The following is a 19,171-nucleotide window of genomic DNA, read 5'->3' on the forward strand; positions in this document are numbered from 1 at the left end:
ATCCGGTCCCGCCGGTCCGGTTCGTACCGTCAGTCGAGTTCGGCGACCACGGCCTCGACCACGTCCCGGAGGTCCCCGGTCCGCTGATGCACCACGTGCTGGCGCTGATAGCTGGCGCCCGCGGCGACGATGTCGGCCACCGAGGCCAGTTCTTCGGCGCAGCCGAGCTGCTCGGCGACCGGCGCCAACCGCACCAGCAGGTCGGCCAGGTCGTCGGTCACCAGACGCTCGTTGCAGTCCGAGTCGAGGATGACGATGGCGTCGAGCCCGTAGCGCGCCGCCCGCCACTTGTTCTCCTGGACCAGCCACGGCGCCATGGACGGCAGTTCCTCGCCCGCGGTCAGCCGCTGATCCAAGTCCACCACCAGGCAGTGGGTCAGCGCCACCAGCGCGGCCAGCTCCCGGCGGTTGGACACGCCGTCGCACACCCGCACCTCGATGGTGCCCAGGTGCGGCGACGGCCGGATGTCCCAGCGGATCTCGGTGAGGTTGTCGATGATGCCGGTGGTGCGTTGGTCGCCGACGAAGGCCTCGAACTCCGACCACTCGTGGAACTGGAAGGGCAGCCCGGCGGTAGGCAGCTGCTGGAACATCATCGACCGGTTGCTCGCGTAACCGGTCTCCTGCCCCGCCCACATCGGCGACGACGCCGACAGCGCCAGCAGATGCGGGTAGTAGGTGAGCAGGCCCGACAGGATCGGCAGCACCTTGTCCCGGTGGCTGATGCCGACGTGCACGTGCACACCCCAGATCAGCATCTGCCGACCCCACCATTGGGTGCGTTCGATCAGTTCCGCGTAGCGGTGCCCCTCGGTGAGCTGCTGGCTGGACCATTCGGCGAACGGATGCGTGCCCGCGCCGTACAGGTCGATGCCGAGCTCGTCGGTCAGCTCCCGCACCTGCGCCAGGGTCGCACCCAGATCGTCCATGGCTTCACCGGTGGTGCGGCAGATGCCGGTGACCAGTTCGACGGTGTTGCGCAGCAGTTCCTTGTGGATGTGCGCGCGTCGAGTCAGCCCGCGCGCCTCGATCAGCTCGAACAGCGGATCGGCGGCGTTCACCAGGTCCCGCGTGCGCCGATCGACGAGCGCCAGCTCCCATTCGACGCCGAGCGTCGGGGCCGCCGACGCGTGGAACTCGATCGGCGCTATGCGTGCCGCCGGAGCCATCGGAGCACCCGAGGTCGTCGTCGAACCGGCCCGTTAGTTGGCGGTGATGACGCCGCAGGCGATCGGCTCGGTGGCGTCGCCCTGGAGCAGCACCATGGCCTTGCCGTCGAGCTCGCCGATGTTCACGTTCACGGTCTGGTTGGCCGAGCCCGCGCCGCGCTCGTTCACCGCGATACCGGGCAGCGAGCCGCCGGCCAGCGCGTTACCGGTGCCGGTGAACTTGTTGTCCTGGGTGTCGCAGTAGGTGCCGGTGCGGACCTCGACCTTGTACTGACCCTTCTCCAGGGTGCTCACGCGCAGGTTCACCTTGGTGCTGTTGCCGAGGGCCACGAAGCTCGCCGCACCCACGCTGTCGCCCTCGCCGCTCTGCAGCGTGACGGTGCCGATCGCCGAACCGGGCTCGGCCGGCACGTCGTCGGCGTTCACCAGCTCACCGGGGATCACCTGGTTGTCGGTGACGACGGGGGGCGTGGTGCCCTTCTCGCTGGTCGGGTACTGATCCGGGGTGCAGGCCGTCAGCGCCACGCCGGCCAGACCGGCGGCAGCGAGCGTGAGGACTCCACGCGTGATCTTGGCACCGGTGGTGAGGCTGGCGGTCATGTCGGCTCCTTCGGCGGGGTTCTACTGTGGCTGGTTGGCTGGTGACTGCGGTGACAGGCGACTGGGTTGATAGGCGACTGGGTGTTACGAGGTGACCACGACGACGACGAGTTCACCTGCGCAGCGGGTGAACGTCGCCGGCCGTTCGGCCAGTGAGGCACCGCCGGGGACGGACTCGGCCACCTTCTTGGCAGCATCTTCTTCGCCCTCACCATAGAAGATGGTGTTCTCGGTGACGCTGCTGGTACTCAGATTGCCCGGCTCGGTGCCGATCGTGAAGCCTTCCGCCTGCAGTTGATCGGAGACCTGCTTGGCCAGGCCCTTGGTGGAGCCGGCGTTGAGGACGCACAGTTTCGGCACGTCGGCGGCGTCCGCGGGCGTCGAGGTCGGCGATCCGGCCGGCTCGGTGCCCGACGGCGCCGTGGACTCGGACGTCACGCTGGTGGTCTGGGCCGGGTTGTTGGCCAGCTTCTCCTGCGGCGTCTCGTCGTCGCTCTTGGCGGCGGAATTCCAGCCGAGGCCGATGAAGACCACGGCGACGGCGAGCAGCAGCATGGCCCCCGCGCGCAGCGGGAGACGATTGGGTTCGCGGTCAGCATTCATCACGGCAACTCTAACTCACGCGACCGGCGTGGCCGCGCGAGACGTCAGGTGATCTCGAAACCGAGTCGTCGTGCGGCGCGCGCCTTCTGGCGCGATGCGCGCAGACGCCGCAGTCGCTTCACGAGCATGGGATCGGCGGCGAGCGCCTCGGGACGGTCCACCAGCGCGTTGAGCACCTGGTAGTAGCGCGTCGAGGAGAGCCCGAAGAGCTCCTTGATCGCATCTTCCTTGGACCCCGAGTACTTCCACCACTGCCGCTCGAAGCCGAGAATGTCGTGCTCGCGACGGGTGAGCCCGTCCGCGCCGACCTCATGCGGGTCAGGCTGGGCCGACTCCTGCTCTGCGGCTGCGCCGTTCGACACCGGTGAGCTCCCCTTCTTCGTGCACGCCGTCTCACTGCCGAATGACAGCGTTGTTCTTTCGGTGAGTATCTAATCACGACTCGGGGGGACCCGGCGCGATGACTCACCGTAGTCGCGGACAGTAGAGTCCCTGGCATGGCGATTCTCCCCATCTGCATCGTCGGCGAGCCCGTGCTCCATCAGCCGACGACCCCGGTCGACCTCGACGACACCGGCCGTCCCGCGCCCGAGATCGTCGAATTGCTCGACGACATGTACGAGACGATGGACGCCGCCAACGGCGTCGGGCTGGCCGCCAACCAGGTCGGCCGCGGGCTCCGCATGTTCGTCTACGACTGCCCGGACGGCCCCGAACGCCGCCGCGGCGAGGTGATCAACCCGGTCCTGGAGACCTCGGAGCTCCCGGAGACCATGCCGGATCCGGACGACAACGACGAAGGCTGCCTGTCGGTGCCGGGCGAGGGCTTCCCCACCGGCCGCGCCGAGTGGGCCAAGGTCACCGGCACCGACCGCGACGGCAACCCCGTCGAGATCGAGGGCAACGGCTTCTTCGCGCGCATGCTGCAGCACGAGACCGGGCACCTGAACGGCTTCCTCTACGTCGACGTGCTGGTGGGCCGCAACGCCCGCGCCGCCAAGAAGGCGATCAAGCGCAACGGCTGGGGCGTCCCCGGCCTCACCTGGCTGCCCGGTTCGGACGTCGATCCCTTCGGGCACGACGACTAGCCGCGCCCGGACTTCTCGACCGAACCGATGGCGGATCCACTTGTCGGCGATCGCGTGGTGGTCCGGTACCGCCTGGGCGCCGGCGGCCCGGCGGACTGGCGCGCGACGCCCAATCCGGCGCCCACTCCGGCGCGCAGTCATGCGCCGACACTGTCCGACCTGACCGGTCTCCTCATCGACGCCTCCGCCGAGCGACTGATCCTCGAACGCGACGGCGTCGCCGAGACCGTGCCGACGGCCGCGATCGTGTCGATCCGGCAGTTGTCCACGCGCACCGTCCGCAACTCGGCGATCCGCACCGTCGAACGCACCCTGACCGAGACGGTGCCGGCGGCCGCGCGCGTCGAGTTCGACGGCTGGCTGCTGTCGGCGGATCCGACGTCGGAGGCACTGCGGGCGAACGCCGCGGTGCCGGCCGGTTTCGGGGCGCACGCGGCCGCCGCGCCGCAGCTCCGGGCCTGGTACGCCGAGCGCGGCGCGCCCACCCGGATCGTGGTGCCCGACCGGCTGCTGCGCCTCGCCGACCTCACCGACCGCGCGGGCGACGAGTACGAGGTGCTGATCGACCCGACCGACGCGCCGGTGCAGGTGCCCGTCGCCGATCGCGCCGAACGGCTGCGGCTGCGCGCCGCAGGCCACTGGCTCCACCACACCTTCACGCTGATCGAACTGTGAGCTGAGACGAACCCATGTCCCGCACCCCCGCCTCGGGCTCCCGCCGTCGCACCCTGCTGTCGGCGACCGGTGCCCTCATCGTGCTCGTCCTCGCCATCGTGTGGTGGGCGGTGGTCGAACCCCCGGCCGACGAGACCCCGGCGGCGTCGACCTCCGTCGTGGCGACGCCCACCTGGTCGGTGACCGCGGACGCCCCGGCCACCACAGCGTCGCCCGGCACACCGTCGACCAGCACCCCGCAGCGGACCACCCCGGCCACGAAGACCACGGCGCAGGCGCCCGCACGGGTGCTGCGCACGCTGGCGTTGATCGACGCGGGCGACTGGCCGGACGCGGCGAACGCGCCCGGCACCCAGGGCGGCCGAACCTTCCGCAACAACGAGCGCCGACTGCCCGCCACCGGCGCCGACGGCCGTCGGCTCACCTTCCAGGAATGGGACGTGAACCCGAAGGAACGCGGCCGCGGACGGGATGCGGAGCGCATCATCACCGCGAACGACGGCTCGGCCTGGTACACGTTGGACCACTACCGCACGTTCGTTCTGATCCGGGGGCCCGCACGTTGATCACCATGACCACCGCCGCCTTCCTGCGCCATGCCGGCCGGTCCGGCGCACCGGTCGCCGTGGCCCCGGCGCCGCTGTCACTGTTTCCCGCCGAGCTGGCCGTCCGCCGCGTGGACGCCGCCGACACCGCGACGCTCGACGACCTGTTCCGCACCGTCGCCGCGGCCTGGGACTTCCCCGAGTACTTCGGCGCCGGCAAGGACGCCTTCGACGACTGCATGCGCGACCTGCCCCCGCGCCTGCGCACGGCCACCGGCGCACCGGCCCGCGGGTACGTGACGGTGATCGAGCGCGCCGTCGAACTGCTGTCGAGCGCGTCCGACGAGGACCTCGCGTGGCTGGCGACGTCGCTCGTCTTCTACCGGGACCACTATCGCGACGAGGTGCAGCCGCCGCGCGGCTTCGCCGTGGTGCTCCGCTGCACGGAGGCCGAGGTGGAGGAGCTGCGCGACCGGTGGGCCGCGGCTGGCGTGACACCCGTCGTGGTGCGCGATCGGACGGGAGCCTGACCATGCGCCTGGCCACCTGGAACGTGAACTCCATCCGCGCCCGCTCCGAGCAGGTCGTGTCGTGGATGACCCGGCACGCCATCGACGTGCTGGCCATGCAGGAGACCAAATGTCGGGACGATCAGTTCCCGGTGATGAGCTTCCTGGCCGAGGGCTACGACGTCGCCATGTACGGCGACGGCGGCTACAACGGCGTCGCGATCGCCTCGCGCGTCGGGCTCGACGACGTGCACCGCGGGTTCGATGGCCAGCCGTCGCGCGCACCGGGCGAGGAACCGGAAGCGCGCGCCATCTCGGCGACCTGCGCCGGGGTGCGGGTGTGGAGCCTGTACGTGCCGAACGGCCGGGCCGTCGACGATCCGCACTACCGCTACAAGCTGGAGTGGCTGTCGGCGCTGGCCGGGGTCACGAGGCTGGAACTGGGCCACGACCCGGCGGCGCAGATCGCGCTGGCCGGGGACTGGAACGTCGCCCCCACCGACCGGGACGTCTGGGACCGCGCCTTCTTCGAGGGCCGCACGCACGTCACCGAACCCGAACGCGCCGCCTTCAACGAGTTCCTGCGCGGCGGCTACCTGGACAGCGCCGCGGGCTTCACTCCCGCGGAGGACGAGTACACGTTCTGGGATTACACCGCGGGACGGTTCGCCAAGAACGAGGGCATGCGGATCGACTACGCGCTCTGCTCACCGGCCCTGGACGACCGGGTCTTCGACGCCTTCATCGACCGGGACGCCCGCGCCGCCGCCGGGGCCAGCGATCACGCGCCCCTGGTCCTCGACCTCTCCACCGGCTTCGACAGCTGATCGGGCTCGACGCCCACCCCCTCGTCGCCCGTGTCGCGACCCGTTCGCCGCCTCGCGCGCCGGGCTCCACCCCCCATCGTTGCGCGTGTCGCGATCCCTTCCCCGCCTCGCGCGCCGGGCTCCGGGATCGACCCGGCAGCAGCGTCGCGACTCGCCAGTGAGTTAGGTTCGGCTACCCTTACCGAATGACCCTCAGAATGCGCCCTCGTTTCGCCGCCGCCCTCGTCCTTGCGCTCGCCGGAATGCTGGCGATCGCCGGGTGCAGCCCGCCCGCCGAAGACGGTGGCGCCGGCGGCACCGTGCAGGTGAACACCCCGCAGGGCCCGGTGACCATCACCGGCACCCCGACCCGCATCGTCACGCTCGGCAGCCAGTGGATCGACACCGCGCTGGCCTTCGACGTGACCCCGGTGGCCTACCTGGACCAGAACGAGATCCTCACCAAGAAGACCGCCCCGTGGGTGGTCGACAAGCTGTCCGGCGCCACCGCGCTGAGCACCGAGAATCTGGTCGCCGAGATCGCGAAGGCCAAGCCCGACGTGATCCTGGCCGAGGGCTTCATGGCCACCGCCCAGCCGGAGACGTTCGCGAAGATCCGGGAGATCGCCCCGACCATCCCCGGCGTCACCGGCAAGCAGGTGGACCCGTGGGCCGACCTGGTCACGCTCTTCGGCACCATCACCGGCCGCAGCGACGAAGCCACCAAGATCATCGACTCGGTCAACGGCACCATCGACCAGGTCACCAAGGATCTGCCCGGCCTGGCAGGCAAGACCTACGCGCTGGCGTACATGTACTCCAGCGATCAGATCCAGGTGATGGCCGATCCGACCGACGGCGCCGGCGCGCTCTTCGGGCAGCTCGGCATGAAGGTGGCACCCAAGCTCGCCGCCGAATTCGCGAAGACCGGGCAGCCGCGCTTCCCGATCTCCACCGAGAACGTGCCCATGCTCGACGCCGACTACCTGGTGGTGACCACCGGCAACGCGACGATGGCCGAGCAACTGCGCAAGCTGCCCGGCTACGCCGCGCTGACCGCGGTGCGCGACGGCAGCGTCAGCGACCTGACCGTCACCGAGATCGGCGGCCTCAATCAGCCGACGCCGCTGTCCATCCCCTACCTGCTCGAGCAGATCCGGCCGCAGTTGAACCGCGTCGCCGCGGCCTGAGGCAACCGGGCTCAACGCAGGTTGCAGGGGATCTGCGCGTAGGCGGCCAGCTCGCAGACCGACTTGTTGGTCAGCTTCCACCGGCCGTCCTTCCACACCCAGCGCAGCGTGGAGTAGGTCGGCGCGTAGCCGGGCGAGGTCAGCTTGAACTGCGCGGTGGCGGTCTCGCCGCTCTGCTTCACGGGCCCCATCAGCGAGTACCGGAGGCCCGTGGCGCGGAACTGCTCAGCCAGCCGGAACAGGCTCTCGATCGGCGTCACGGCCGCGGTGCCGCCCTCGAGTCGCTTACCCTTCTCCGCCCTCGAGGCGCCGCTGCTCAGCACCGCCAGGTCCGACTGGAACCCGCCGAGCGTCGGCGCGGTCGGACCGGCGGCCGGCTGGGCGGTCGCCGGGGTGGACGCAGCCGGAACCTGCGCGTCGGTCGCCGAGGTGTCTGGATTCGGGGCGGCGGGCGCGTCACCCTCGACGGCGGGCGCCTCGGACTCCGCGCCGGTCGGGGCGGCAGCTGCGGGCGGCGCGGCCGCCACGGGTGCGGTGGCCGCGCCGAGGTTGACTACCGTCGGCGGCGTGGCTGCGACCTCGCTGCGGGCGCCGACGTCACTGAGCAGCAGCCCGACCAGACCGATGGCCAGCACGAGCACCGAGATGATCGCCGAGACGCCACCGGCCGCCAGCACCGTCGGCCAATCGACGCCGCGGCCGCGCCGCTCCGGCGCACCGTAGGCCTCGCCACCGCCGGTCCCGTCGCCCCCGGTCCCGTCGCTGCCGTCCCGGCCGCCCTCGTACGCGTCGTCCCCGTACTCGCCGTACCGTTCTTCCGTCTCCATACCGTTCTCCCACGCTCTCCGACTGTCCGACGCCCACCCGGACGCAAGTTAGGTGAGTCTAACCTTGGCTTTTCCGACTCGTGACTCGGTTGTGACGGGCGTTACTTGAGATGTCTGCAGTGGCGAGCTATACCTGATGTGAGAGATATCACAGGAGGAAGTCATGCACCGGAGGCATCGCCGCGTTAAGCCGCCGCAATCGGCGCGCGCCATCTTGCAGCAGATCTCCGAGGTGGTGCACAACCCGATCCGCGACCGATTCGAGCTCTGGGTGGCAGGCGACCTGGTCGGCGTGCTGAGCTATGCGGTCGACGACGAAACCACGCCACCCACCGCCACCATCCTGCACACGGTGCTCTACGACGAGTACAGCGGCCACGGCCTGGCGACCCGACTGACCGACGGGGCCATGGCGTTCATGCGCGCAAACGGCCTGCGCGTACGTCCGATCTGCAGCTTCACTCGCCACTACCTCCACTCCCACCCCGGCGCGGCGGCGGTCGCGTAGTTCACGCACTTAGCTTAGGCTTACCTCGTTAGTTCGACGAGGGAGTGCATACATGCCCACCGAGACCAAGGGCCGCGGCTGGCAGGGTGCCGTCATGAAGCTGATGGGTGCCGACGATTTCGAGATCACGGTGACCGGCACCGAGGTGGTCACCGACCACTATCTGCGATTGAGTTTCACCGGCGGCGGACTCCTGGCCCGGATTCCCGTGCACCCGACGATGTGGGTGCGCGCCTGGTTCTCGTCGAACGGCTCGCTGCACCAGCGCGGGTACACCCTGGTGGACCCGGATCCGGCCAACGATACCTTCGACATCGAGTTCGCCCTGCACGACGGCACGGCCGCCGACTGGGCCCGCACCGCGCATCCCGGCGACACCCTGTCGGTGACCGTCATGGGCAGCGACTTCGCGATCGGCGAGCCCGCGCCCTCGGGGTGGCTGATCGCCGCCGACACCGCCTCTCTGCCCGCGGTCAATTCGCTGCTCGACGCGCTGACCGCCGCCGGCGATCCGGCGCCCGCGCACATCTGGTTGGAGTACCAGCATCCGAGCGACCGCGACCTGCCGGTGCACCTGCGTCCCGTCGACCGCATCGACTGGATCGCGCGCGAGCACGACGGCGGCACACTGGTCGAGACCGTCCGCGCCGGCGCCTTCGACGCCGCAGGTCAGCGGGGGTGGGTGGCGTTGGACAGCAAGAGCACCCGCGCGGTGACCGGGATCCTGCGGAACGACTACCGGCTGGGCCGCAAGGGCGTGAAAGCGATGGCCTACTGGAAGGTCGGCAAGCCGTACGCGTAAGCTCAGCGCCACAACTGCACACACGGGGGCTCTCGCGATACCGAGGGCTGAGAGGGCGACAGGCGGTCGCCGACCGTACGAACCTGTCCGGGTAATGCCGGCGTAGGGAGTTTCTCTTGAGTACCTCAGTCGATGCCGATTTCTCGGCGGAATCCACCGCACCCGCGTCCATCGGGGTCACCCGCGGCCCCATCGAAGGCAGCACCAAGCACTACCTCGAACACCACGGCCTGCGCATCCCGCAGCGCCGCGTCCACCTGACCAACGGCGAGCACCTCGACCTGTACGACACCTCCGGTCCGTACACCGACGAGAACGCGGACCTCGACCTGCACGCCGGACTGCCGCCGACCCGCCAGACCTGGCGTCGACCCGATCCCGTCGACGGCGCCGCCACCCAGCTCGCATGGGCGCGGGCCGGCGTGATCACCGACGAGATGGCGTTCGTCGCCGTCCGGGAGGGCTGCGACGTGGAGCTGGTGCGCAGCGAGGTAGCCGCCGGTCGCGCGGTGATCCCCGCCAACCGCTGCCACCCCGAGTCCGAGCCGATGATCATCGGCAAGGCCTTCGGCGTGAAGATCAACGCCAACATCGGCAACTCCGCGGTCACCTCGTCGATCGCCGAGGAGGTGGAGAAGATGGTGTGGGCCACCCGCTGGGGCGCCGACACCATCATGGATCTGTCCACCGGCAAGGACATCCACCTGACCCGCGAATGGATCGTGCGGAACTCGCCGGTGCCGGTCGGCACCGTCCCGATCTACCAGGCCCTGGAGAAGGTGGGCGGCGACCCCACCGCGCTGACCTGGGAGCTCTACCGCGACACGGTGATCGAGCAGGCCGAGCAGGGCGTCGACTACATGACCGTGCACGCCGGGGTGCTGCGCGCGCACATCCCGCTGACCGCCCGGCGCGTCACCGGCATCGTGTCCCGCGGCGGCGCCATCATGGCGTCCTGGTGCATGGCCCACCGCACCGAGTCGTTCCTGTACACGCACTTCGCCGAGCTGTGCGAGATCTTCGCGCGCTACGACATCACCTTCTCCCTCGGCGACGGCCTGCGCCCCGGGTCCATCGCCGACGCCAACGACGCCGCCCAGTTCGCCGAGCTGCGCACCCTCGGGGAGCTCACCGCGATCGCCAAGAGCCACGGCGTGCAGGTGATGATCGAGGGCCCCGGCCACGTGCCGATGCACAAGATCGTGGAGAACGTGCGCTTGGAAGAGGAACTGTGCGACGAGGCGCCGTTCTACACGCTCGGCCCGCTGGCCACCGACATCGCGCCCGCCTACGACCACATCACGTCGGCCATCGGCGCCGCGATGATCGCCCAGGCCGGCACCGCGATGCTGTGTTACGTCACGCCCAAGGAGCACCTCGGGCTGCCGAACCGGGACGACGTCAAGACCGGCGTGATCGCCTATAAGATCGCCGCGCACGCCGCCGACCTCGCGAAGGGCCATCCGCGCGCTCAGCAGCGCGACGACGCGCTGTCGAAGGCTCGCTTCGAGTTCCGCTGGACCGACCAGTTCAACCTGTCCCTCGATCCGGACACCGCCCGCGAGTTCCACGACGAGACGCTGCCGGCCGAACCGGCCAAGACCGCGCACTTCTGTTCCATGTGCGGGCCCAAGTTCTGCTCCATGCGGATCTCCGCGGACGTGCGCGCGGCCGCCGTCGATCTCACCCTGGAGGCCCCGTGATCCCCGCGAACCCAGCGAGTCCCGAGATCCCCGTACTGCCGCCACCGCCGCCGGGGCAGACGCCGCGGCGGGTGCTGACGGTCGCCGGCTCCGATTCCGGCGGCGGCGCCGGGATCCAGGCCGACCTGCGCACCTTCGCCCTCACCGGGGTGCACGGCTGCGTCGCGGTCACCGCGGTGACCGTGCAGAACTCACTGGGCGTGAGCGGTTTCGCGGGCATCGATCCGGAGGTGGTCGCCGCCCAGATCGCGGCGGTGACCGCCGACATCGGGGTGGCCGCGGTCAAGACCGGCATGCTGGCCTCCGCGCCGATCATCACCGCGATCGACGAAGCCTTCGCCGCTGCAGGCATCGGACGCGCCGCGCCGGCCACGCCGCTGGTGGTGGACCCGGTCGCGGCCTCCATGCACGGCGACCCCCTGCTGGCCGACTCGGCGCTGTCCGCCCTCGTCGACCGACTCTTCCCGCGCGCCACCCTGGTGACCCCCAATCTCGACGAGGTGCGGCTGATCACCGGCATCGACGTGGTCGACGAGGCCTCCCAGGAGGCGGCGGCGCGGGCACTGCACCGCCTCGGGCCGGCCTGGGTGCTGGTCAAGGGCGGTCACCTGCGCGGGCACGCGCACAGCCCCGACCTGCTGTTCGACGGCGTCGACTTCCGCCGCTACGACTCGGTGCGGGTGGATACCCCGCACGACCACGGCGCCGGCGACACCCTGGCGGCGGCTACCGTCGCGGCCCTCGCGCACAGGCATTCGGTACCCGATGCCGTGGGCTTCGCCAAGGACTGGGTCACCCGCTGCCTGGCCGCGGCGTACCCGCTCGGCGCGGGCCACGGCCCGGTCAGTCCGCTATGGCGACTGTCGGCACCGGTTCCCCACTGAGCAGCGCCGCGCGGTACTCGGCGGGCCCGATGCCGACCAGTGCGCGGAACCGGTTCCGGAAGGTGGCGACGGACGCGAAGCCGGTGCGCCGTGCCACCGCGCCGACCGGAGTCTGCGGCTGCTCGTTCAGCAGCTCCAGGGCGGCTTCGACCCGTCGCTCGGCGATGCGTGCGGCCAGCGACTGCCCGGAAGCCTCGAAGTAGCGGTAGATCTGCCGCCGCGACAGATGCAGGTCGGCGGCGATCATGTCGACGCCGAACTCCACGTCGGCGAAGCGTCGTTCAATCACGTCGACCACCGCCTCCCGCACCAGCAGCGGGTTGTCGGTGAGCGAGGAACTGGTGCCGCTGAGCTCGCCGAGCGCGGAGACGATCACGTCGATCACCGCCTCCTCGGTCTCCACGCTCGGCTTCGGTTCCACACCGAGCGCCGTGGAGACGGCGAAGCTGGTGATGAAGGCGGCGGTCGCGCGGGCGAGCAGACTGCCGGAGACGTACGGCTGCCAACTCCGCTCGATGGCCCGACGGTTACTGCCCAGCAGTTCGCGCGGCATCACCACGCCCACCGAGTCCACCGGCTCGTCGGAGACCAGCAGGTGCGCGGGGCTGTTCCCGGTCAGAATCAGCTCGCCGGGCCGGTAGCGATGGTCGCGAGCACCGGGCTCGACGTAGGTCGCCGGATGGCTCAGGCAGGTGCCGACCATCAAATTGTCGCCCATCCGCAGGCGCTCGTCGCCGTCGACCAGCTCGACCCGCACCGGACTGCGCAGGACCGCCACCGAGGAGTCGAGCAGGCTCAACGGCATCCGGTACATCTGGACTTCGAAGTCGCGGGGATCGAGGTCGTAGGCACCCGAGACACCGTAGAAGTCGATCGCTTCGGCCCCGATCCGCTGGATCGGCGGCGGTGGCGCCTCGACGCCGGCGATCGCCCCCAGCCGGGCGCGCCACCCCGCGACCTCGGCGGCGGGCAGCGGTCCCGACGGGGGGTTCGACGACGGTTCAGGCTGCGGCGACCGCGTCATCGGCCCGTCGATTCCACGGCAGCGCGGGCAGCGCGATCGCCGAGGCGATCAGGAAGCAGAGCGCACCGATGAAGGTGCCCCAGTTCGCAAGCGCCGCGTCGACCGTCGAACCGCTGCGATAGACGAACGAACCGACCGCCGACACACCGAAGGCGATACAGCCGAGCATGTTGATGTGGCCGGCCCAGAAGTCGACCAGGCGCGGGGACCACATCCGGTTTCCCGCCCGAACGAACGCCAAGATCACGAAGGCACCGCTGAGGAGGAATGCGACGGAACCGCCCGCGTCGGGGTTCCACACCAGATGCTGCTCACCCTTGACAGAGTGCGCCATCAGCGCCGCCGTGGTGCTCACATTGAACAGCAGGGTGCCGAAGAACTGGGTGGACCCCGCCAGCCACTCCGCCCGGAACATCTGCCCGGGCTCGTAGTCGACGGGCGTCATCATCGGGCCGCTGCGCACCAGCTGCACCAGGGCCGCTGCGGTGAAGAACCAGGCCCCGACGAAGTAGGAGACGTTCGACGCGGTGGCACCGGCCGCGCTGGCGAAACCGGGGGCCGAACCGAGCGCGAACAGCGCCGAACCGATGATGAAGCCCCAACACTGTTTGGCCAGGGTCGGCGTCAGCACGCGACTGACCCCCACGTGGCCGGCGGTATTGCGCATCTACGGACATCCCTTCGCAACAGAGCGAGGACGACGCCTCCTCGGCGCCGTCCTCACTCCTCGAACGTTCGGTGAACTGCAGCCTAGTGGTGGAAGGCTGCCGACCGCTTCTCGTGCGGCATCGGACCGTCGAGGCCCTCGAGGAAGGCGACCTCGGTCTGCATGTCGGCGAGCAGCTTGGTGGCCAGGTCCCGGCTGAGGCCGTTGCGGACCACGATGCGCTGGACGTTGACGTCGCCGAGGTTGTCGGCCAGCGGGTACGCAGGCACCTGCCAGCCCTTCATCCGGAGACGATCTTCGAGGTCGTACAGGGTCCAGTTGGGGCTGGCGTCCTTCTTGAGCCGCCAGCAGAACACCGGAATGGTGTCACCCTTGCTGAGCAGTTCGAACGGGCCCATCTTCGCGATCTCACCGGACAGGTACTGCGCGACGTCGAGCGAGTTCTGCTGCACCGCGCGGTAGCCTTCGCGGCCGAGGCGGAGGAACTGGTAGTACTGCAGCAGCACCTGCGCGCCGGGGCGCGAGAAGTTCAGCGCGAGCGTCGGCATGTCGCCGCCCAGGTAGGCGCAGTGGAAGATCATGCTCTCGGGCAGACGTTCCTGGTTGCGCCAGACGATCCAGCCGACGCCCGGGTACACGAGACCGAACTTGTGGCCCGAGGTGCTGATCGAGGCGACCCGCTCGACGCGGAAGTCCCACTCCAGCTCGGGCTGGCAGAACGGGGCGATCATCGCGCCGGACGCGCCGTCGACGTGGATCTTGACGTCCCAGCCGCTAGCGGCCTGGATCTCGTCGAGCTTGGCAGCGATCTCCTTCACCGGCTCGTAGGCGCCGGTGTAGGTCTGGCCCATGATGGCCACCACGCCGATGGTGTTCTCGTCGACGTACTTCTCTAGTTCGAAGCCGTCCAGGAACAGGTGCTCCTCGGTGACCGGCACCCAGCGGGGCTCCACCTCGAAGTAGTTGCAGAACTTCTCCCAGCAGACCTGCACGCCGGTGGAGAGCACGATGTTCGGCTTCTCGATGGACTTGCCGGCCGCCTTGCGCGCGCCCTGCCAGTGCCGCTTGAGCGCCAGACCGCCGAGCATGCACGCCTCCGACGAACCGATCGTCGAGGTGCCGATGGTGTCGTTCGCATCCGGCAGGTTCCACAGGTCGCCGAGCATCCGCCAGCAGCGCTCTTCGATCGCGGCGGTGGCCGGGTACTCGTCCTTGTCGATCATGTTCTTGTCGACGGTCTGGGCGTAGAGGAGCTTGGCCTCCTTGTCCATGTACGTGGTCACGAAAGTGGCCAGGTTCAGACGCGAGTTGCCGTCGAGCATCGCCTCGTCGTGGACCACCTGGTAGGCGGTCGACGGGGCGAGCATCCCGGCCGGGAACTCGTTGCGCGGCAGGCTGGAGGCCTCCCCGGCCTGCGCGAACACCGGCAGGTCGATGCGATCAGTGGCGGTCATTGTCACTCCGTTCGATTACAGCGGGACTTGCGGGACGTACAGCTGCCGGAGCGGGCTAGACCTCGACCGGCGGGTAGAGGCGATCCATGTTGTATTGACGGTTCCGATGCGCCGCCCAGGTGGAGATCGCGAGGAACACGGCGGTCAGGCCGACGAGCACGGCGATGGCGATCCACAGGCGGGAGTCGACGCCGCCGACGGTCAGTTGGCGCAGCCCGTTGACGGTGTAGGTCATCGGATCCACCCAGTGCATGTACTGGAACGGTGTGGCCGTGGTCTGCACCGGATAGATGCCGCCCGCCGACGTCAGCATGATCATCAGGAAGGCGAGCGTGATGACACGTCCGACGGCGGCCCCGAAGAGCGCGTTGAACATCTGAATCATCGAGAGGAACATCGCGACCATCAGCACCATGAAGCCGTAGGTGGCCCACGGATACTCCGGCTTGAGGCCGACACCGAACATGGTGACCAGGTACAGGATCGCGGCCTGCAGCGCACCGACGGCGAGCGTCGGAGCGAACGAGGCGAGCACCACGCGGAACGAGTTCAGCCCCTGGGCGATCGGTCGCGACTGCAGCGGTGTGAAGAGCATCCAGGCGATGATGCTGCCGACGAACAGCGCCAGGCCGAAGAAGAACGGTGCGAACCCGGTGCCGAAGGTGTCGGCGCGGTTCTCGTAGCGCTGCTCCAGCACCACCGGCTGGCCGAGGACCTTGGCCAGCTGCTGCTGCTGCTGCTTGGTCCAGCTGGGCAGCGCCTCGGCGCCCTTCTCCAGGCCGGCGGCGAGCTCGTCCGCGCCGGAGCTGAGCTCGGCGAGACCGCTCGCCAGTTCCGCGGTGCCGTCGCTCAGTTCGGTGACTGCGCCGCGGATCTTCTCGATGTCGCCGGTCAGGCCGCCGGATTCAAACAGCGTGAGCACGGTCCGCAGCGGGCTGCCCGGGTTGTTCAGCTGGGCGGCGAGCAGCGCCGAGTCGTTCTCCACGGCAGCCAGATCACCCTGCGCGTCCGGGCCGAGGCCCTGGGTGCGCAAGACGTTCTGCACCGGCGTCAGGGTCTGCGCCATCGCGCGGACCGTGGGATCGGGATGCGCCGCGAGCTGCGTGCGCAGCGTCGACACCGCCTGGTAGGCCTGCGACTGCGAGTTCGCGACCGTACCGAGACGATCGCTGAGGCCGCCGATGTTCTTGCCGAGGCGGTCGGCGGTCGCGTTGACCTCGGCGGCACTCGGGCCGCCCTGGTCGTGCTGCTGCGCCGCGGCCAACAGCGGGTCGGTGGCGGCCATGACACCGCTGGAGAGTTCCTGGACGCCGCTGTTGAGCTCGTCGGCACCGCTCTTGGCGGTGACCAGACCGGCGGCCAGTTCCTCGGCGCCGTCGGCGGCCTGCGTGATCTGCCCCAGCATCGGGTCGACGGTGGAGAAGACCACGTCGAAGGTCTGCGCGCCCACCTGGGCGCCGACCATGTTGACCACCTCGCCGGCCGCGTCCTGACCGATGATCGTCGCCAAGTAGTTGTTGGCGTCGTTGTAGGTGAAGATCAGATCCGCCGACTTGGCGTTCCCGCTCATCGGGGACGCCAGGCTCTCACTGAAGTTCTCGGGCAGCGTGATCGAGAAGTAGTACTTGCCGCTGGCCACCCCCTTGGCCGCTTCCTCCTGCGACAGGACGTGCAGGTCGAGCTGCTTGGACTCGACCAAGCCTTCGACGACCTGTTTGCCGGCCTCGAGCTTGGTGCCCTCGACGGTGGCCCCGCGGTCGGTGTTGACCAGCGCCACCGGGAGCTTGTTGACCTCGTTGAACGGATTCCAGAACGCCCACAGGTAGAGCGCGCCGTACATCAGCGGCATCAGGATGATGACGATGAGCGCCAGGCGCGGCATGCGACCGCGGCAGTACCGCTTGAAGTCGCTGCCCGGGGAGAAAGCCGCAAGCATCTTCACTGGTTGGCATCCTCGCGTTCGAGCCAGACGAATTCGTTGTCCGTCAGATTGGCGACCTCCACGACGTCGGTGATGCCGGCGCGCGGCACCACACCGTTCACGTCGGCGGTGATGACGGTCTGTTCCCGCCCCAGGTCGATGAGTCGGTCCAGGAACTGTTCGGTACTCCGGGTGCGCGTCATGTTGTCGATGCCGCCGACCACCAGCAGCGGTGGCTTACGGAGATTGGCCATCGCCACGCGCAGCAGCGCCGACGTCAGCTCCGGAAGCTCCTCCACGAAGGCGTCCAGCGACGGCAGCGTCAGCGGCCCGAAGACCGGGCGGCACAGCCGTTCCAGGTCGTCCTCGTTGCCGACGCCGACGAACTTGTACCAGGGCGCCTGCCACCGCAGCTGTTCGGTGAGCACGTCGCGCACCCGGATGGTCTGGCCGATGCCGTCGACCTCCTCGATGAAACCGAGGGCGGCGTTGCTGAACAGCAGCTGCGCCTTGTTCATCGCGCCGAAGGCGGTCAGGGACCCCTCGCTCGGCTTCATGCGGCCGGCGAGCGTCAGCAGCAGCGCGGTGCGGCCGCGGCCGCCCGACCCGACGAGGACCGTGACGCCGCCGCGGCGGACGCGCAGGTCCACCGGGCCGTAGATGTGCCCCCAGGAGGCGTTGACGCCGATGCCGTCGGCCTGCAACAGTACGTCGCCGGCCGACAGGGTCATGGGGGTCGTGTCCGGGGCCCGGTCAGGGTCGGTCGACATCAGCTGCTTAACTCCTTGCCTACATCCGCGCGCGGTCGATCGCACACGGCCTTCCGCCAACAACATATCGGCTCACCACGGACAATTCCGGCACTATCGCGCAGCGGGCGCCCCTCTTGGCGCAGAATCACCCGACTGCGGCACTAACTGCCGCGCAGTCACCCTACGTCGCCCGAGCAACTACCGCAGGATCCGCGCCAGCCACGGCGTCGAGTCCGGCATCGAGGCCAGCACCGCGCTGGAATGGTCGTCCTCGGGGTAGACGTGCAGGGTGACCGGCTGGTTGTTGGCCTTCATCTGCGCGTACAGGGACAGTGCCGACGGCGCCGGCACGTCCACGTCGCGCAGCCCCTGGCCGAGGAAGATCGGCCGGTCGTAGCCGCGGTACGGCGTCAGCATGTACTGGCGCATCGCCGTCGACAGACCCGGAATCGACATCAGCGGAGCATTGAACCAGGTCTTCACGTCGTCGCCGGCCAGCTCCTTCTTCAGGATCGGGTAGCAGGTGGACAGCCCCTGAGCGAGCCGCTTCTTGCCGGTCGGGGTCATCACCCGGGTCAGCTTCAGGTCGGGACGGGTGTTGTTCAGACCGGCCAGGATGTAGGCGGTGTAGGCGTTGAGGCTGCCCGGCAGCGCCACCGGCGGCACGGCCGGGCCCATCAGCTGGTAGAGGTTCTCCAGGTTCGCGGGGATGCCGGTGGCCACCACGCCTCGGTAGTCCAGGCCGCGCCCCCGGCTGAACTCGGTGGCGTAGCGGGCGCCGTTGAGCGCGGCGGCGGCACCCTGCGACTGACCGATGATGGCCCACCGCTTGGCCAGCCGGGCGTCGGCGGGCAGTTGCAGTTGCTGCGCGGCGACGGTGATGTCGACGATCGAGTGCGCCGCGGTCTTGCCGTTGAGGTAGGCCATCACGCCCGGGGTGCCCAGACCCACGTAGTCGGCGGCGACCACGGCGTAGCCCTGGTCGAGCCAATGGCCCAGGTAGGTGACGTCGCGTTCGGACCGCGGGTGCGCGGACGGCGTGCACTCGTCGTCCATGCCGACGGTGCCGTGCGCCCACGAGATCACCGGCCAGCCGCCCTTGGGCGCCTTGCCCTTCGGCAGGAACACCGCACCGGTGCTGGTCGCCATCTTGCCGTGCTGGTTCTCGCTGGAGAACTGCACGCGGTAGGCGGTGCTCGCCGCGGGCAGCGTCAACGACGGCGACAACGGCACCTGCGCCATGAGGGTGCCGGCCTTGGCCGGGATCGGTCCCGCGTAGTCGGTCACGTTCAAGCCGGACCAGTCGGGGATGCCGATGGACACGACGTCGTCGGCTCGGGCCGGGGTCGCGACGGCGGTGGTCAGGGGCAGCGCGATCGCCGCGGCGGACAGCAACGCGAGTCCGCGACGGCGGAACGAGGGGGTGGCTCTCATGCCGTCCAAC

At 69.5% G+C, this 19,171-nt stretch carries 21 protein-coding genes and 1 riboswitch; of the genes, 10 read left to right on the top strand and 11 right to left on the bottom strand.

All coding sequences use genetic code 11. The features are described 5' to 3' along the window. Window positions 1-29: 29 nt before the first annotated feature. The 4 genes from ABD989_RS14905 to napA all read right to left on the bottom strand — a co-directional run bounded on the left by ABD989_RS14905 (window position 30) and on the right by napA (window position 2,734). Window positions 30-1,169 (bottom strand): glutamate--cysteine ligase, encoded by a 1,140-nt coding sequence (locus ABD989_RS14905; protein WP_345314072.1) that lies wholly within the window; start codon window positions 1,167-1,169, stop codon window positions 30-32. Window positions 1,170-1,202: 33 nt separating this feature from the next. Further along, window positions 1,203-1,769, bottom strand: a complete 567-nt coding sequence (locus ABD989_RS14910; protein ID WP_246992607.1) for a hypothetical protein — start codon at window positions 1,767-1,769, stop codon at window positions 1,203-1,205. A gap of 84 nt (window positions 1,770-1,853) precedes the next feature. Next, entirely contained in the window at window positions 1,854-2,372 is a 519-nt protein-coding gene (locus ABD989_RS14915; RefSeq protein WP_246992609.1) for a LytR C-terminal domain-containing protein, read from the bottom strand. Between the two features lie 44 nt (window positions 2,373-2,416). After that, complete coding sequence (napA, locus tag ABD989_RS14920; protein WP_246992611.1) at window positions 2,417-2,734, bottom strand: nucleoid-associated protein NapA; 318 nt, start codon at window positions 2,732-2,734, stop codon at window positions 2,417-2,419. Between the two features lie 135 nt (window positions 2,735-2,869). Between napA and ABD989_RS14925 the strand changes: the two genes are divergently transcribed. From ABD989_RS14925 to ABD989_RS14950, 6 genes are all read left to right on the top strand, one after another. Continuing rightward, complete coding sequence (locus ABD989_RS14925; protein ID WP_246992612.1) at window positions 2,870-3,460, top strand: peptide deformylase; 591 nt, start codon at window positions 2,870-2,872, stop codon at window positions 3,458-3,460. Between the two features lie 27 nt (window positions 3,461-3,487). Next, window positions 3,488-4,135: a GNAT family N-acetyltransferase, cg3035/Rv0428c family gene (locus ABD989_RS14930; protein WP_246992614.1), complete on the top strand. Its 648-nt coding sequence runs from the start codon at window positions 3,488-3,490 to the stop codon at window positions 4,133-4,135. A gap of 14 nt (window positions 4,136-4,149) precedes the next feature. Next, window positions 4,150-4,701: a guanyl-specific ribonuclease gene (locus ABD989_RS14935; RefSeq protein WP_246992616.1), complete on the top strand. Its 552-nt coding sequence runs from the start codon at window positions 4,150-4,152 to the stop codon at window positions 4,699-4,701. Between the two features lie 5 nt (window positions 4,702-4,706). Next, window positions 4,707-5,210: a barstar family protein gene (locus ABD989_RS14940; protein WP_345314073.1), complete on the top strand. Its 504-nt coding sequence runs from the start codon at window positions 4,707-4,709 to the stop codon at window positions 5,208-5,210. A 2-nt stretch (window positions 5,211-5,212) separates the two neighbouring features. Further along, window positions 5,213-6,016, top strand: a complete 804-nt coding sequence (locus ABD989_RS14945; RefSeq protein WP_345314074.1) for an exodeoxyribonuclease III — start codon at window positions 5,213-5,215, stop codon at window positions 6,014-6,016. Window positions 6,017-6,201: 185 nt separating this feature from the next. Further along, window positions 6,202-7,185: an ABC transporter substrate-binding protein gene (locus tag ABD989_RS14950; RefSeq protein WP_345314075.1), complete on the top strand. Its 984-nt coding sequence runs from the start codon at window positions 6,202-6,204 to the stop codon at window positions 7,183-7,185. 11 nt (window positions 7,186-7,196) lie between these two features. Here ABD989_RS14950 and ABD989_RS14955 read toward each other — a convergent pair whose 3' ends face one another. Further along, window positions 7,197-8,012, bottom strand: a complete 816-nt coding sequence (locus ABD989_RS14955) for an MTB12 C-terminal domain-containing protein (RefSeq protein ID WP_345314076.1) — start codon at window positions 8,010-8,012, stop codon at window positions 7,197-7,199. 163 nt (window positions 8,013-8,175) lie between these two features. Between ABD989_RS14955 and ABD989_RS14960 the strand changes: the two genes are divergently transcribed. From ABD989_RS14960 to thiD, 4 genes are all read left to right on the top strand, one after another. Beyond that, window positions 8,176-8,520: a GNAT family N-acetyltransferase gene (locus tag ABD989_RS14960; RefSeq protein ID WP_345314077.1), complete on the top strand. Its 345-nt coding sequence runs from the start codon at window positions 8,176-8,178 to the stop codon at window positions 8,518-8,520. A 52-nt stretch (window positions 8,521-8,572) separates the two neighbouring features. Beyond that, window positions 8,573-9,322, top strand: coding sequence for a siderophore-interacting protein (locus ABD989_RS14965; protein ID WP_345314078.1), 750 nt, complete (start codon window positions 8,573-8,575; stop codon window positions 9,320-9,322). A gap of 12 nt (window positions 9,323-9,334) precedes the next feature. After that, window positions 9,335-9,448, top strand: a riboswitch (TPP riboswitch). Beyond that, window positions 9,439-11,025, top strand: a complete 1,587-nt coding sequence (gene thiC, locus ABD989_RS14970) for a phosphomethylpyrimidine synthase ThiC (protein WP_345314079.1) — start codon at window positions 9,439-9,441, stop codon at window positions 11,023-11,025. (Overlaps the previous riboswitch by 10 nt.) After that, window positions 11,022-11,909, top strand: a complete 888-nt coding sequence (gene thiD, locus ABD989_RS14975) for a bifunctional hydroxymethylpyrimidine kinase/phosphomethylpyrimidine kinase (RefSeq protein ID WP_372493119.1) — start codon at window positions 11,022-11,024, stop codon at window positions 11,907-11,909. Before thiC ends, thiD begins: the two co-directional genes overlap by 4 nt. Here the strand turns inward: thiD and ABD989_RS14980 are convergent. The 6 genes from ABD989_RS14980 to ABD989_RS15005 form a co-directional block, all read right to left on the bottom strand. Continuing rightward, the gene (locus tag ABD989_RS14980; protein ID WP_246992636.1) at window positions 11,869-12,933 is read right to left on the bottom strand and encodes a helix-turn-helix transcriptional regulator; all 1,065 of its coding nucleotides are present in this window, start codon (window positions 12,931-12,933) and stop codon (window positions 11,869-11,871) included. The genes thiD and ABD989_RS14980 overlap by 41 nt on opposite strands. Then, window positions 12,911-13,600: a hypothetical protein gene (locus ABD989_RS14985; RefSeq protein ID WP_246992638.1), complete on the bottom strand. Its 690-nt coding sequence runs from the start codon at window positions 13,598-13,600 to the stop codon at window positions 12,911-12,913. Before ABD989_RS14985 ends, ABD989_RS14980 begins: the two co-directional genes overlap by 23 nt. Window positions 13,601-13,683: 83 nt before the next feature. Continuing rightward, on the bottom strand, window positions 13,684-15,054 hold the full coding sequence (gene gad, locus ABD989_RS14990) for a glutamate decarboxylase (RefSeq protein ID WP_246992640.1): 1,371 nt from the start codon (window positions 15,052-15,054) through the stop codon (window positions 13,684-13,686). 55 nt (window positions 15,055-15,109) lie between these two features. Continuing rightward, on the bottom strand, window positions 15,110-16,990 hold the full coding sequence (locus ABD989_RS14995) for a YhgE/Pip family protein (protein ID WP_345314102.1): 1,881 nt from the start codon (window positions 16,988-16,990) through the stop codon (window positions 15,110-15,112). Window positions 16,991-16,992: 2 nt separating this feature from the next. Then, a complete protein-coding gene (locus tag ABD989_RS15000; protein WP_246996826.1) occupies window positions 16,993-17,706 on the bottom strand; it encodes an ATP-binding cassette domain-containing protein in 714 nt (237 codons plus the stop codon). A 219-nt stretch (window positions 17,707-17,925) separates the two neighbouring features. Next, the gene (locus ABD989_RS15005; RefSeq protein WP_345314080.1) at window positions 17,926-19,161 is read right to left on the bottom strand and encodes an alpha/beta hydrolase family protein; all 1,236 of its coding nucleotides are present in this window, start codon (window positions 19,159-19,161) and stop codon (window positions 17,926-17,928) included. Window positions 19,162-19,171 lie beyond the last annotated feature (10 nt).

The sequence above is a fragment of the Gordonia alkaliphila genome (assembly GCF_039542465.1).
GTDB classification, from domain to species: Bacteria; Actinomycetota; Actinomycetes; order Mycobacteriales; family Mycobacteriaceae; genus Gordonia; species Gordonia alkaliphila.